At 63.1% G+C, this 13,800-nt stretch carries 9 protein-coding genes, 2 tRNA genes and 1 pseudogene; 8 read left to right on the top strand and 4 right to left on the bottom strand.

All coding sequences use genetic code 11. From position 1 onward, the window contains the following. The first annotated feature begins 64 nt into the window (after window positions 1-64). The 6 genes and pseudogenes from hflK (at window position 65) to ACYU03_RS23430 (ending at window position 7,121) form a co-directional block, all read left to right on the top strand. The gene (gene hflK / locus ACYU03_RS23455; RefSeq protein ID WP_461886989.1) at window positions 65-1,231 is read left to right on the top strand and encodes an FtsH protease activity modulator HflK; all 1,167 of its coding nucleotides are present in this window, start codon (window positions 65-67) and stop codon (window positions 1,229-1,231) included. Next, complete coding sequence (gene hflC / locus ACYU03_RS23450; RefSeq protein ID WP_461886988.1) at window positions 1,231-2,100, top strand: protease modulator HflC; 870 nt, start codon at window positions 1,231-1,233, stop codon at window positions 2,098-2,100. Before hflK ends, hflC begins: the two co-directional genes overlap by 1 nt. A gap of 262 nt (window positions 2,101-2,362) precedes the next feature. Beyond that, the gene (locus tag ACYU03_RS23445; protein WP_461886987.1) at window positions 2,363-3,550 is read left to right on the top strand and encodes an ATP phosphoribosyltransferase regulatory subunit; all 1,188 of its coding nucleotides are present in this window, start codon (window positions 2,363-2,365) and stop codon (window positions 3,548-3,550) included. A 55-nt stretch (window positions 3,551-3,605) separates the two neighbouring features. Beyond that, a complete protein-coding gene (locus ACYU03_RS23440) occupies window positions 3,606-4,898 on the top strand; it encodes an adenylosuccinate synthase (protein ID WP_461886986.1) in 1,293 nt (430 codons plus the stop codon). 624 nt (window positions 4,899-5,522) lie between these two features. Continuing rightward, window positions 5,523-6,215: pseudogene (locus ACYU03_RS23435) on the top strand (methyl-accepting chemotaxis protein); the annotation flags it as partial. Window positions 6,216-6,236: 21 nt separating this feature from the next. Next, window positions 6,237-7,121 carry a methyl-accepting chemotaxis protein gene (locus ACYU03_RS23430; RefSeq protein ID WP_461891534.1) on the top strand — a complete coding sequence of 295 codons (885 nt, stop codon included), beginning with the start codon at window positions 6,237-6,239 and terminating at the stop codon, window positions 7,119-7,121. Here the strand turns inward: ACYU03_RS23430 and ACYU03_RS23425 are convergent. The 4 genes from ACYU03_RS23425 to ACYU03_RS23410 form a co-directional block, all read right to left on the bottom strand. Next, window positions 7,118-8,683: an ABC transporter permease gene (locus tag ACYU03_RS23425; RefSeq protein ID WP_461886985.1), complete on the bottom strand. Its 1,566-nt coding sequence runs from the start codon at window positions 8,681-8,683 to the stop codon at window positions 7,118-7,120. The genes ACYU03_RS23430 and ACYU03_RS23425 overlap by 4 nt on opposite strands. Next, window positions 8,683-9,696, bottom strand: a complete 1,014-nt coding sequence (locus ACYU03_RS23420) for an extracellular solute-binding protein (RefSeq protein WP_461886984.1) — start codon at window positions 9,694-9,696, stop codon at window positions 8,683-8,685. Before ACYU03_RS23420 ends, ACYU03_RS23425 begins: the two co-directional genes overlap by 1 nt. A 181-nt stretch (window positions 9,697-9,877) precedes the next feature. Beyond that, window positions 9,878-9,964, bottom strand: a tRNA-Leu gene (locus tag ACYU03_RS23415). Between the two features lie 80 nt (window positions 9,965-10,044). Beyond that, a tRNA-Leu gene (locus ACYU03_RS23410) sits at window positions 10,045-10,131 on the bottom strand. Between the two features lie 268 nt (window positions 10,132-10,399). On the opposite strand from ACYU03_RS23410, the gene rnr reads away from it, so the two are divergent. Then, entirely contained in the window at window positions 10,400-12,967 is a 2,568-nt protein-coding gene (gene rnr / locus ACYU03_RS23405) for a ribonuclease R (RefSeq protein ID WP_461886983.1), read from the top strand. Beyond that, window positions 12,964-13,710, top strand: a complete 747-nt coding sequence (gene rlmB, locus ACYU03_RS23400; protein ID WP_461886982.1) for a 23S rRNA (guanosine(2251)-2'-O)-methyltransferase RlmB — start codon at window positions 12,964-12,966, stop codon at window positions 13,708-13,710. The genes rnr and rlmB overlap by 4 nt, the downstream gene beginning before the upstream one ends. Window positions 13,711-13,800: the final 90 nt, after the last annotated feature.

Raw genomic sequence — 13,800 nt, 5'->3', positions numbered from 1 at the left:
GGCATTCTGTAGCATTGGACGGCGCGCCGTGGGCGCGTCTTTGCTTTATCAGATGGAGAGCGCTATGGCTTGGAATGAGCCGGGTGGCAACTCGAACAATCAGGATCCCTGGGGCGGGCGCCGTGGTGGCGACAAGAAAGGTCCGCCGGATCTCGACGAGGCCTTCCGCAAGCTGCAGGACAGCCTGAACGGCATGTTCGGCGGTGGTAAGAAACGCGGTGGTGGTGACAGGCATATCGGCAAGGGCGGTGGTTTCGGCCTGCTCGGTATCGGCCTGGCCGTGCTGGCAGCCATTTGGCTGTACAGCGCCGTGTATGTGGTCGATGAACAGGAGCAGGCTGTTGTCCTGCGCTTCGGCAAGTACTACGAGACCGTAGGGCCGGGCCTGAACATCTACTTCCCGCCGATCGATCGCAAATACATGGAGAATGTGACCCGCGAGCGGGCCTACACCAAGCAGGGGCAGATGCTCACCGAGGACGAGAACATCGTCGAGGTGCCGCTGACCGTGCAGTACAAGATCACCAACCTGCAGGATTTCGTGCTCAACGTCGACCAGCCGGAAGTCAGCTTGCAGCATGCGACCGACAGTGCTCTGCGCCACGTGGTGGGTTCCACCGCGATGGACCAGGTGCTGACCGAAGGCCGTGAGCAGATGGCCGTGGAAATTCGCGAGCGTCTGCAGCGCTTCCTCGACACCTACCGCACCGGTATCACCGTGACCCAGGTCAACGTGCAGAGCGCGGCAGCCCCGCGTGAAGTGCAGGAAGCCTTCGACGACGTGATCCGCGCCCGTGAAGACGAGCAGCGTTCCCGCAACCAGGCCGAGTCCTATGCCAACGGCGTGGTGCCGGAAGCACGCGGCCAGGCTCAACGGATCATCGAGGACGCCAACGGTTACCGCGACGAGGTAATCTCGCGGGCCAAGGGTGAGGCCGACCGCTTCAGCAAGCTGGTGGCCGAATACCACAAGGCGCCTGATGTGACCCGTCAGCGTCTTTACCTGGAGACCATGCAAGAGGTCTACAGCAATTCGAGCAAGGTCATGGTGGCAACCAAGGACGGGCAGAACAACCTGCTCTACCTGCCGCTGGACAAGATGGTCGAAGGCGGTCGCAGCAGGCCGGCTCCAGCCAGTGGCGTGTCGGCATCGGCCAACGATGCAGCTGCGCGCGCCGCGGCGGATCTGCAACAGCAACAACAGTCGCTGCGTTCTAGGGAGAGCCGCTGATGAGCAATAAATCGCTGATCGCCCTGATCGTTGCCGTGGTGCTGGCGATCGTGGCCTGGAACAGCTTCTATATCGTGGCCCAGACCGAGCGGGCAGTGCTGCTGCAATTCGGTCGCGTGGTCCAGGCGGATGTCCAGCCTGGCCTGCACGTGAAGGTCCCTTACGTCAACCAGGTGCGCAAGTTCGACGCCCGCCTGATGACACTGGATGCACCGACCCAGCGCTTCCTGACCCTGGAGAAGAAAGCCGTGATGGTCGATGCCTACGCCAAGTGGCGGGTTCAGGATGCCGAGCGCTTCTACACGGCGACCTCGGGCCTCAAGCAGATCGCTGACGAGCGTCTGTCGCGCCGTCTGGAAAGCGGCCTGCGTGACCAGTTCGGTAAGCGCACCCTGCACGAGGTGGTTTCCGGTGAACGTGACGCGCTGATGGCTGACATCACGGCTTCGCTGAACCGCATGGCCAACAAGGAGCTGGGCATCGAGGTCATCGACGTCCGCGTCAAGGCCATCGACCTGCCGAAGGAAGTGAACCGCAGCGTGTTCGATCGTATGAGCACCGAGCGTGAGCGTGAAGCCCGCGAGCACCGCGCCAAGGGTAACGAGTTGGCCGAAGGTATCCGCGCGGATGCCGACCGTCAGCGCCGTGTCCTGCTGGCCGAGGCCTATCGTGAATCGGAAGAGACCCGCGGTGATGGTGATGCCCAGGCGGCTGCCATCTACGCCAAGGCCTACTCCCAGGACCCTGACTTCTACGCGTTCTACCGTAGCCTGCAGGCGTACCGCGAGAGCTTCTCGAGCAAGAGCGACGTGCTGGTCCTGGATCCGAAGAACGAGTTCTTCCGCTACCTGGACAAGAGCAAACCCTGAGCAGAGACCCCGCCGGGCGGCTAAAACGCCTGGCGGGGTGATTTCTGCGTGAAAACGGGTGTATGATGCGGCAGCCGGGAAATTCCCGGCTTTTTTGCGTCTGTAAGTTAATGGCCTGAACGCGGCCGCGACGCAAGGTATTCGAGGGTGTTGGCACGGCGGCAGCGCTGGGATCAGTGCTGCCTGCTGCTGTCTGCCGATACCTGCTTCACTCAAGGCTCGCCCGCAGGCAGGCCGCCCGGACCAAAGGGGAAATGGCGTAATGGCAACGGTAGACCGCTGGCTTCTGCCAGATGGCATCGAAGAAGTACTGCCACCTGAGGCGGCGCGCATCGAGATCGCGCGTCGCCAGGTGTTGGACCTGTTCCAGAGTTGGGGTTACGAACTGGTCGTTACCCCGCATATCGAGTACCTGGAATCGCTGCTGACCGGTGCCGGCCAGGACCTGGACCTGCGTACCTTCAAGGTCGTCGATCCGCAGTCCGGCCGGCTGATGGGCTTCCGTGCCGACTTCACGCCCCAGGTGGCGCGCATCGATGCGCATACCCTGCGCCGCGAAGGGCCGAGCCGCCTGTGCTATGCCGGTAGCGTCCTGCACGCCCAAGCGCGCGCTCTGTCGACGTCGCGCAGCCCGATCCAGCTGGGTGCCGAGCTCTATGGCGATGCCAGTCCGGTCAGTGATGTCGAAGTCATCAGCTTGATGCTGGCCATGCTGCAACTGGCTGATGTGCCCGACGTACACATGGACCTGGGTCATGTGGGCATCTACCGTGGCCTGGCCCGCGCCGCTGGCCTTTCTGGCGCAGCCGAGCAGCAGTTGTTCGACGCGTTGCAGCGCAAGGCCAGCGATGAAGTCTATGAGCTGACTGCTGACCTGCCGAAGGATCTGGGCAACATGCTGCGTGCCCTGACCGAACTGTGTGGCGGCCGCGAAGTGCTGACCGAGGCGCGCGTGCGCCTGGGCCGTGCTCCGGCTGGCGTACTGGCAGCCTTGGACGACCTGCTGGCAATCGCTGACCGCCTGGCGGCGCGTTACCCGGATTTGCCGCTGTATTTCGACTTGGGCGAGCTGCGGGGCTACCACTATCACACCGGCGTGGTGTTCGCCGTGTTCGTCCCCGGAGTCGGTCAGTCGATCGCCCAGGGCGGGCGCTACGATGACATCGGCGCCGACTTTGGCCGGGCGCGCCCGGCCACCGGTTTCTCTACGGATTTGAAGACCCTGGTCACACTGGGGCGAGCGGAGGTCGTGTTGCCTTCTGGCGGGATCTGGATGCCCGACAGCGGCGATGCGGCCCTCTGGCAGTTGGTCTGCCAGTTGCGCAACGAGGGCCAGCGAGTGGTCCAGGCTTTGCCTGGGCAGCCGTTGAGTGCTGCTCTCGAGGCGGATTGTGATCGGCAATTGATTCAGCAAGACGGGCGCTGGCAGGTTCTGCCGCTGACCCAGTGAGTTTCTCCGCCGGCAGTTGCCGGCACCCAAGATTGCGTGAATGAGGACAAGTGTTATGGGTAAGAATGTCGTCGTCCTGGGCACCCAATGGGGTGATGAGGGCAAAGGCAAGATCGTCGACCTGCTGACCGAACATGCTGCCGCCGTAGTGCGCTACCAGGGCGGCCACAACGCAGGCCACACCCTGGTGATCGACGGTGAGAAGACCGTGCTGCACCTGATTCCCTCGGGCATCCTGCGTGAAGGCGTTCAGTGCCTGATCGGCAACGGCGTGGTGGTTGCACCGGACGCCCTGCTGCGCGAAATCACCAAGTTGGAAGAGAAGGGTGTGCCTGTGCGCGAGCGCCTGCGCATCAGCCCCTCCTGCCCGCTGATCCTGTCTTATCACGTGGCGCTGGACCAGGCCCGTGAAAAGGCTCGTGGCGAACAGAAGATCGGTACCACCGGTCGTGGTATCGGCCCAGCCTACGAAGACAAGGTGGCCCGTCGCGGCCTGCGCGTCGGCGACCTGTTCCATCGTGAGCGCTTCGCTGCCAAGCTGGGTGAGCTGCTGGATTATCACAACTTCCAGTTGGTCAACTACTACAAAGAGCCGGCGATCGACTTCCAGCAGACCCTGGATGAGTGCATGGCTTATGCCGAACAACTCGAGCCGATGATGCAGGACGTCACCGCTGAGCTGCATGTCCTGCGCCGCGCTGGCAAGGACATCATGTTCGAAGGCGCCCAGGGCTCGCTGCTGGACATCGACCACGGCACCTACCCGTACGTCACCAGCTCGAACACCACTGCTGGCGGCATCGCCACCGGTTCCGGCGTTGGCCCGATGTACCTGGACTACATCCTGGGCATCACCAAGGCCTACACCACCCGTGTTGGTTCCGGTCCGTTCCCGACCGAGCTGTTCGATGACATCGGTGCGTTCCTCGCCAAGCGTGGTCATGAGTTTGGCGCCACTACTGGTCGCGCCCGTCGTTGCGGTTGGTTCGATGCCGTGATCTTGCGTCGCGCCATCGATGTCAACAGCATCTCCGGTCTGTGCCTGACCAAGCTGGACGTGCTCGATGGCTTGGAGACCATCAATATCTGCGTGGGCTACAAGAACGAGAACGGTGCGGTTATCGACGCCCCGACCGATGCCGACAGCTACATCGGCCTGGAGCCGGTGTACGAGGAAATGTCCGGCTGGAGCGAGTCGACCCTGGGTGCCAAGACCCTGGACGAACTGCCAGCCAATGCGCGTGCCTACATCAAGCGCATCGAAGAGCTGGTTGGCGCGCCGATCGATATCATTTCCACTGGCCCGGACCGCAACGAGACCATCGTGCTGCGCCATCCGTTCGCCTGATCGAGCCCCTTAAAGGCTGATCCAGCGCCGCGCTCCCGCAAGGGGGCGCGGCGTTTTTATTTTGCAGCCAGCGTCAGCTGGCGATGATGGGCGGCGCGGCGCTGCCCTTTGGCAAGACGGTGCCTTGCATCGCCAACTGACGTTGGCGCCTACCCTAGTACTGCACCCCCCTAGGGTGTTTGTAAGTTTATTTGTCGTTTATGCCTGCTGCTCCGGCACAACCTTTGCTGTAAGAATGGTCCTAAAGTGCCATCAGTTTAATGGCGCCAGAAGTATGAGGGTCTCCACGTGTCCGCCGTTCTCTCACTGTTACGAAGCCGCCTGTTGCGGCCAGTCTTTGTTGCCCTTGGTATCGCTCTTTTGGTGCAGGTGCTGGTCGCGGTCGCCCTGACCCGGAGCACGGTCACCGCGTTGGAGGCCGACTTGGGCGAGCGCCTTGGTGGTGATAGCGAGAAGCTGTCCGCAGAGCTGGAGCAAGCCGGGCAGGAAGTACGCTCCAGTCTGGACAGCCTTTCGGCCAGTACGCGCCAACGCCTGACGGCGGGTCTGTCCTCGCGTCTGGAGGGCGAGCAGCAACAGCTGCGCGCTACCTTGGAGAAGAATCTCAAGGATTCGGCCAACGACATGGCCGAACTGCTCGCCTCAGTCGCCCCTCGCGCCATGTGGGACAACGACGTGCCCATGCTTTCGGAGTTCGCCCGGCGCGCGCAACGTAATCCCAGCGTACTGTTCGTGGTCTACGACGATGCCGAGGGACAGCATCTAACCCGCTACCTGAACCGGCAGAACCCCATCAACCAGGCCTTGATCGAGAAGGGCGCGGGCGAGCGGGCGCTGGACAAGGTGCTCGATGCTGCCCGCAATGACCCGTCGGTGTACTTTGTCGAAGCTTCGATCAGCCCCAATGGCGTGGAAATCGGCAAGGTGCTGATGGGCGTCTCCACGGTGGCGGTGGAGCAGGAGCTCAAGGCCCTGGATCAGCGTTTTACGGCGCTGATCGCCAGCGGTGACCAACTGGTGGGGGACAGCCTGGTCGGTGCCGCCGCCGATAGCGGCAAGGCCCTGCGCGCACGGCTGGAGGCAGCCCAGTCCAGCGCTGGAGCCATGCAGGCGAACACTGCGCAAAGTGTGCGTGAGGCGGCGGCTGAGTTGCGCTGGCGGATCGGGCTGGGTCTGGCCTTGGTCGGCCTGGGGGTGTTGCTGCTGGTGGCTGTGGTGCTCGGGCGCCGAGTGGTGAGCAAGCTGCGTTTGCTGATCGCTGCGCTCAATGACTTGGCCGCGGGCGAGGGCGATTTGACCAAGCGCGTGACCCTGGACAGTCGCGACGAAATCGGCGACATGGCTTGCGCGGTCAACCGTTTCGTCGACAAGCTGCAGCCCATCGTGCGTGAGGCGGGCGAAGTGGCCCAGCGCACCGGCATCGAGATCGGCACCATGGCCCAGCACAATGCCGGTGCCGATGCCGCCGCGGCGTTGCAGCGCGACGAAGTGGCGGCCAGCCTGCGAGATCTGTCGACCATGGCCGACGAGGCCCAGGCCGAGAGCCAGGCCATGCAGGCCGCTTTGCAGCAGGTGGTGGATATCCGCCAGGCAACGGACGAGAACAGTCGCACATCCACGCAGTTGGCTGGCCTGATCGAGAACCTGGCCGGACAGGTGGAAACCGGCTCTGAGGTAATCGAGCGCCTGGCCCAGCAAAGCGAGCAGATCGAAGTGGTGCTGACCGTGATCCATGGCATCGCCGAGCAGACCAACCTGTTGGCGCTGAACGCTGCGATCGAGGCGGCACGGGCTGGCGAGACCGGGCGGGGTTTTGCCGTGGTCGCCGACGAAGTGCGGGCCCTGGCCAGCAAGACGCAGAGTTCGACCGGTGATATCCAGGCGCATATCGGCGCCCTGCAGCAGGGGGCGAAGGAAGCGGTGGCAGCCATCAGCCAGGCCGGGCGCCAGGCCAGCGAGGGCTTGCTGGTGCTGCGCGACAATGCGCGATTGCAACAGTCGGTGCAGGCTTCGGTGGAGCAGGTGCATGCGGCGATCGGCCTGGCCACCCGCGCAGCTGAGCAGCAGGCCCATGGCGCCCAGGCGGTACGTGGGCGGGTCGAGAACATCCATGCCCAGGCCGAGCGCGCCGCTGAGGTGGTCATGCAGACCACCGCCAGCAGCAAAGTGCTCGACGACCTGGCGGCTCAGCTCAAGGCCAGTCTGGGGCAGTTCCGAGCCTAAGCCTTGTTCAGGTACATCCGCGTCGTCAGCAGGTAAACCGGCAACCCGGATACTAGGATCAGCAACGCCGCATAGGGCGCCGCCGCAGCGAACTCGACATTGGCGGTATGCGCCCAGACCTCGGTGGCCAGGGTGGTCATGCCGGTCGGGCTGAGCAGCAGGGTGGCTGTCAGTTCCTTCATGGCGTCAAGGAACACCAGGGCGAACGCCGCCGCCAAGGCTGGGAAGATGATCGGCAGGGTCACCCGGCAAAAGGCTCCGAACGACGACGCACCCAGGGTTCGCGCGGCTTCTTCCAGCTGCGGCGACGCCTTGTTCAGCGCCGTGCGCACCGGCGCCTGGGCCAGCGGCAGGAACAGCAGAGCATAGGCCAGCAAGAGCAGCCCAGTGGTCTGGTACAACACGGGCACATAGTGCAATGCGAAGTACACCAGCGTCAGGGCGATCACCAGGCCCGGCAGGGCATGCAGCAGGTAGGGCAGTCGTTCGGCCCAGATCGCCAGGCGGCCCTTGTAGCGCACCACCAGGAAGCTGATCGGCAGGGCTAGCAATAGGCTGAAGCCGGCGCCGCCGAGCGACAGCGACAAAGATGAAAGCAAGGCGCGGCTGATATCGGCCACCGGGAAGGCCGCGGACGAACCGACACTCAGCCAGTAGCCGAGCATAGCCAGCGGAATACCGCTGCCCAACAGCGCCAGCCCGAGGCAGAACAGCTGGCCCAACGGCGTCCAGGCGCGCAGGCGAACCGGCGCGGCGCGGCGGGCCACGCCTTGGCCGATGCGCACGTGACGGGCCTTGCCGCGCACGCGCAACTCCAGCCAGAGCATCAGCAGGCAGAGTGCCAGCAGCACAGCCGAGAGCATTGCTGCGTTGGCGTTGCTGAACTCCAGTTCGAACTGCTGGTAGATCGCCGTGGTGAAGGTCTGCAGGCCGAGGATCGACAGAGCGCCGAACTCCACCAGCATGTGCAGGGCAATCAACAGGGCGCCACCGAGCATCGAGGGCCATAGCAGCGGCAGGGTGATCTTGAAGAACACGCCCCAGCGGCCGCACCCTAGGGTGCGCGCCGACTCCTCCAGGGAGGTGTCGAGGTTGCGCAAGGTCGCCGCCACCGGCAGGAACACCAGTGGATACTTGGACAGCGCCATGACCAGGATGGCTCCGCCCAGCCCCTCGAAGCGCGGGCTGAGCGATACCCAGGTGAAGCTACTGACAAAAGCCGGTACGGCGAATGGCAGGCAGAGGATCACTCCCCACAGGCGCCGGCCAGGCAGGTCGCTGCGTTCTAGCAACCAGGCCAGTGCCAGTCCAACCACCAGGCAGGTCAGGGTGACCCCGACCATCAGCATCAAGGTATTGCGCATCAGGCCCCAGACGAAGGGACGCCAGAGCAGGCGCAGGGCCTCGTGCCAGCCGGCCTGCCAAGTCTTGAGCGCAACGTACAGTAATGGCAGCAGACTCATGGCCACCAGGAACAGCACCGGCAGCACCACCCATATCGAGGGGCGCTTGCGGCGCGGCACGAAGCGAACCAGTGCTGGCTCGGGCAGAGCGGCACTCATCAGAGCAAGCCGACTTCGCGTTCAAGCTCCAGGGCTTCCTCGGCGTTGCCAAGGTCGGCCGGGGTGATCTTCGGCGGGCGCAGCTCTTCGAACGGCTTCAGTCCCTGGTCGGACACCATGCCTTTGTGCAGAGGGTATTCGGCGGTGGTCTGGGTGATCACGCGCTGGCCTTCTTCACTGGCCATCCAGTTCAGCAGGGCCTGGGCTTCTTTCGGATGTTTACTTGCCTTGACTGCGGCTGCGCCGGAGATGGTCACCAGGCCGCCGGCGTCGCCATCGGCCAAGTAGTACAGCTTGGAATCCAATTGGCCACGCTCGCGCTTGAGGGCGTACCAGTAGTAGTTGTTCACCAGCACGGCGGCCACTTCGCCGTTTTCCACGGCCTTGAGGGCGACCATGTTGTTGGTGTAGGTCTTGCCGAAGGCCTTCAGGCCCGTTAGCCACTCCTCGGCGGCATCACGCCCGTGCATCTTCAGGATGGCCACGGCCTGTTCCTGGAAGGCACCGCTGGTAGGGACGAACCCGACCTTGCCGTCCCACTCGGGGTTGGCGAAATCCATGACCGATTGCGGCAGGTCTTTCTCATCGATCTGCTTGGGATTGAAGACCACGACCCGGGTGCGGGCCGTCACGCCCATCCAGGTGCCGTTGGCCGCGACGTATTCCTTGGGCAGCATCTGCAGGGTCGCGTCGTCGATCGTGGCCAGCAGGCCGAGTTCGCCGAGGTTGTTCAGGGGCGGCGACTCTTCGGTATAGATCACATCGGCTGGCGAGCGGTCGCCTTCCTCGATGATCTGGCTGGCCAACTGATTGCTGCTGCCCTTGCGGATGTTGATGTGGATGCCGGTCTTGGCCTCGTAGGCCTTGGCGATGGCCTCGCCGATTTCCTTGTGCTGGCCGTTGTACAGGGTCAGGGTCACCGGTTCGGCAGCCATGGCAGCTGGCGCGCCAAGCACCAGGCCGAACAGAGCGGCAGCCAGGGTGCGCATCAGCGGTTTCGGGCGGATCGTCATGCGGGTACTTCCTCGCTTACGGCTACATATTTGGAAACAATGATAAACGATATTGTTTCTCAAGTGACCGGGTGGAGGAAAATTCATGAGCTGGCTATCGGTTATATCCAGCGTGAGAAGGGCAGAAGGTAAATCGCAGGCAAGAAAAAACCCGCTAGCGAGCTAGCGGGTTTTTTGAATATGGTGCCCAGAAGAAGACTCGAACTTCCACGACCGTAAGGTCACCAGCACCTGAAGCTGGCGTGTCTACCAATTTCACCATCTGGGCAAAGTGTGCAGCATTAAAACATGAAGCAGTGTAGCGTGTCGCATAAATTCCAGATAACGTGAGCATCTGAAACTTGAAATTGGTGCCCAGGAGAAGACTCGAACTTCCACGACCGTAAGGTCACCAGCACCTGAAGCTGGCGTGTCTACCAATTTCACCACCTGGGCTTCGCTGAAGGGCTAACTCGATGGTTCACATCGGTCCGCTTTTCAACTATAACGACGGTGTCCGTCGTTGTGGTGCGCACTATACGGATGCCCCAAAGGGCTGTAAAGCCCCGATTGGAAAAAAATCTCAAAAAATTCAACTTGTTGATTCCGCAGGCTTTCAAGGGCGCTGCGGACCCTCTGGCGGGGCTGTCCAAGCCTGACATTTCCGGTTTCAATACGCCTATGCCAAACTATCCCTTATATAGACCAAGGTGAACCCCTCCTGATGGCCGATTGGCAATCCCTCGATCCCGAGGCCGCACGTGAAGCGGAAAAATACGAAAACCCCATCCCCAGCCGTGAGCTGATCCTGCAACACCTTGCCGAACGCGGTGAGCCAGCTGCGCGAGAGCAACTGGTGGCGGAGTTCGGCCTGACCACTGAAGACCAGATCGAAGCTCTGCGGCGCCGTCTGCGCGCCATGGAGCGTGATGGCCAGTTGATCTACACCCGGCGCGGCACCTATGCCCCGGTGGACAAGCTGGACCTGATTCTTGGCCGTGTTTCCGGCCACCGCGATGGTTTCGGCTTCCTTATTCCCGACGATGGAAGCGATGACCTGTTCCTCAGCCCGGCGCAGATGCGCCTGGTGTTCGATGGCGACCGCGCCCTGGCCCGGGTCTCCGGTGTGGACCGCCGTGGCCGCCGTGAAGGCGTGTTGGTGGAGGTGATCTCCCGCGCCCATGAAAGCGTGGTCGGCCGCTACTTCGAGGAGGGCGGCATCGGCTTCGTCACCCCGGACAACCCGAAGATCCAGCAGGAAGTGCTGGTCACTGCCGGGCGCAACGGCGGCGCGAAGATCGGCCAGTTCGTTGAGATCAAGATCACCCACTGGCCAACCCCACGCTTCCAGCCCCAGGGCGATGTGGTCGAAGTGATCGGCAACTATATGGCGCCGGGCATGGAAATCGACGTTGCGCTGCGCAGCTACGACATTCCCCATGTCTGGCCCCAGGCCGTGATCAAGGAAGCGCGCAAGTTCCGCTCCGAGGTCGAAGAGAAAGACAAGGAAAAGCGGGTCGACCTGCGCCACCTGCCATTCGTCACCATCGATGGTGAAGATGCCCGCGACTTCGACGACGCTGTCTACTGCGAGCCACTGGGCAAGTTGCGCCTGTTCTCGGGCGGCTGGCGGCTGTACGTGGCGATCGCCGACGTTTCCAGCTATGTTCGTCTGGGTTCGGCCCTGGACACTGAAGCCCAATTGCGTGGCAACTCGGTGTATTTCCCCGAGCGCGTGGTGCCGATGTTGCCCGAGGAGCTCTCCAACGGCCTGTGCTCGCTGAACCCGCACGTCGACCGCTTGGCGATGGTCTGTGAAATGACCATCAACAAGACCGGGCAGATGGTCGATTACCAGTTCTACGAAGCGGTGATTCACTCCCATGCGCGGCTGACCTACAACAAGGTCAGCAGCATGCTCGAGCACGCCCGCACCCGTGAGGGCAAGGCCCTACGGGCCGAGTATGACGAAGTACTGCCGGACCTGAAGAACCTCCACGCGCTGTACAAGGTCCTGCTGGCGGCGCGCCACAACCGTGGTGCGATCGACTTCGAAACCCAGGAAACCCGCATCATCTTCGGTGCCGAGCGCAAGATCGCGGAAATCCGCCCGACCGTGCGCAACGACGCCCACAAGATGATCGAGGAGTGCATGCTGGCAGCCAACGTGGCCACCGCCGAGTTCCTCAAGAAGCATGAAGTCCCGGCCCTGTACCGGGTGCACGATGGTCCGCCGCCGGAGCGCCTGGAAAAACTGCGCGCTTTTCTTGGTGAGCTGGGGCTGTCGCTGCACAAAGGCAAGGAACCTTCGCCGAAGGACTACCAGGCCCTGTTGGCGCAGATCGCCGACCGTCCAGATTTCCACCTGATCCAGACTGTGATGCTGCGCTCCCTGAGCCAGGCCGTGTACAGCGTCGACAACCATGGCCACTTCGGCCTGAACTACGAGGCTTACACCCACTTCACCTCGCCGATCCGCCGTTACCCGGACCTGCTGGTGCACCGGGCTATCCGCAGTGTGATCCGCTCCCGTCAGGACACCCCGCACGTCAAGCGTGCCGGGGCGATGAGCATTCCCAAGGCGCGCATCTATCCATATGACGAGAACACCCTGGAGCAGTTGGGCGAGCAGTGTTCGATGAGCGAGCGGCGCGCCGACGAGGCCACCCGCGACGTGGTCAACTGGCTCAAGTGCGAATACATGAAGGACCGCGTCGGCGAGACCTTCCCGGGCGTGATCACCGCGGTGACCGGGTTCGGCCTGTTCGTCGAGCTGACCGACATCTATGTGGAAGGCCTGGTGCACGTCAGCGCGCTGCCGGGCGACTACTATCACTTCGACCCGATCCACCATCGGCTGTCCGGTGAGCGTAGTGGGCGTAGCTTCCGCCTGGGCGACACGATCGAGGTCAAGGTCATGCGCGTCAACCTGGAGGAGCGCAAGATCGATTTCGAAGTGGCTGAAAGCACGCTCAGTGCTCCGATCGGCCGTAAGCGCCGTGCCACTACCGACGCACCAGCCAGCGCCCCGGTTGCGGCCGAACCGGCCAAAGCCGAGCCGGCGCGACGCAGCAAGAAGAGTGAAACGGCCGAAGCCTATTTCCCTTCCCATGCCGTGCAGCGCAACGCCGAGGTGCGCAAGAGCCGTGAAATGAAGAAGGCGCTGATGAGCGACGCCCGTACTGGCAAGTCGGAGAAACCCGGCAAGTCCTCCTCCGGCAAGCCGCCGACCAAGCATCGCAAAGGGCCGTCGAAGTCGGGCGCCGCACGTAAAGGCAAGAGCAAGCCATGAGTCAGTTGGAAAAGATCTACGGTGTGCATGCGGTGCAGGCCTTGTTGCACCACCACCCGAAGCGGGTCAAGCAGATCTGGCTGTCCGAAGGGCGCAGCGAGCCGCGCACCCAGGCCCTAGTCGAGCTGGCGGCGCAAAACCGCATCCCGGTCGGCCAGGCCGAGCGGCGCGAGCTGGACGCTTGGGTCGAAGGTGTGCACCAGGGCGTGGTCGCCGAGGTCAGCCCTAGTCAGGTCTGGGGCGAGGCGATGCTCGACGAGTTGATCGAGCGCAGTGAGCGTCCACCGCTGATCCTGGTGCTGGACGGCGTGACCGACCCGCACAACCTTGGCGCTTGCCTGCGCACGGCCGATGCCGCGGGGGCTTTGGCGGTCGTGATTCCCAAGGACAAATCGGCAACCCTGACCGCCGTGGTGCGCAAGGTCGCATGCGGCGCGGCGGAGGTCATGCCGCTGGTGGCCGTGACCAACCTGGCGCGCACTTTGGAGAAGCTCCAGCAGCGCGGGCTCTGGGTGGTCGGTACGGCGGGAGAGGCCGAGCAGGAAGTCTACCAGCAGGACCTGACCGGGCCGATCGTGCTGGTCATGGGGGCTGAAGGCAAAGGCATGCGCCGCCTGACCCGCGAGCACTGCGATTTCCTGGTCAAGTTGCCAATGGCAGGCAGCGTGAGCAGCCTGAACGTGTCGGTAGCCACCGGCGTTTGCCTGTTTGAGGCCGTGCGGCAGCGCCAAGGCAAGCGTTGAGTCGATCGCGGGGCGCTGGCCTGTCCCGCGAATTCATTTCCCGCTGTTCAAATAATCGCCAATCGCCTTGCTTGTGTCCCGTACCTTCTC

The organism is Pseudomonas sp. X10 (assembly GCF_054889225.1).
Note: the sequence above shows the minus strand (reverse complement) of the source record. Positions and strands in the feature narration are given on the sequence as shown.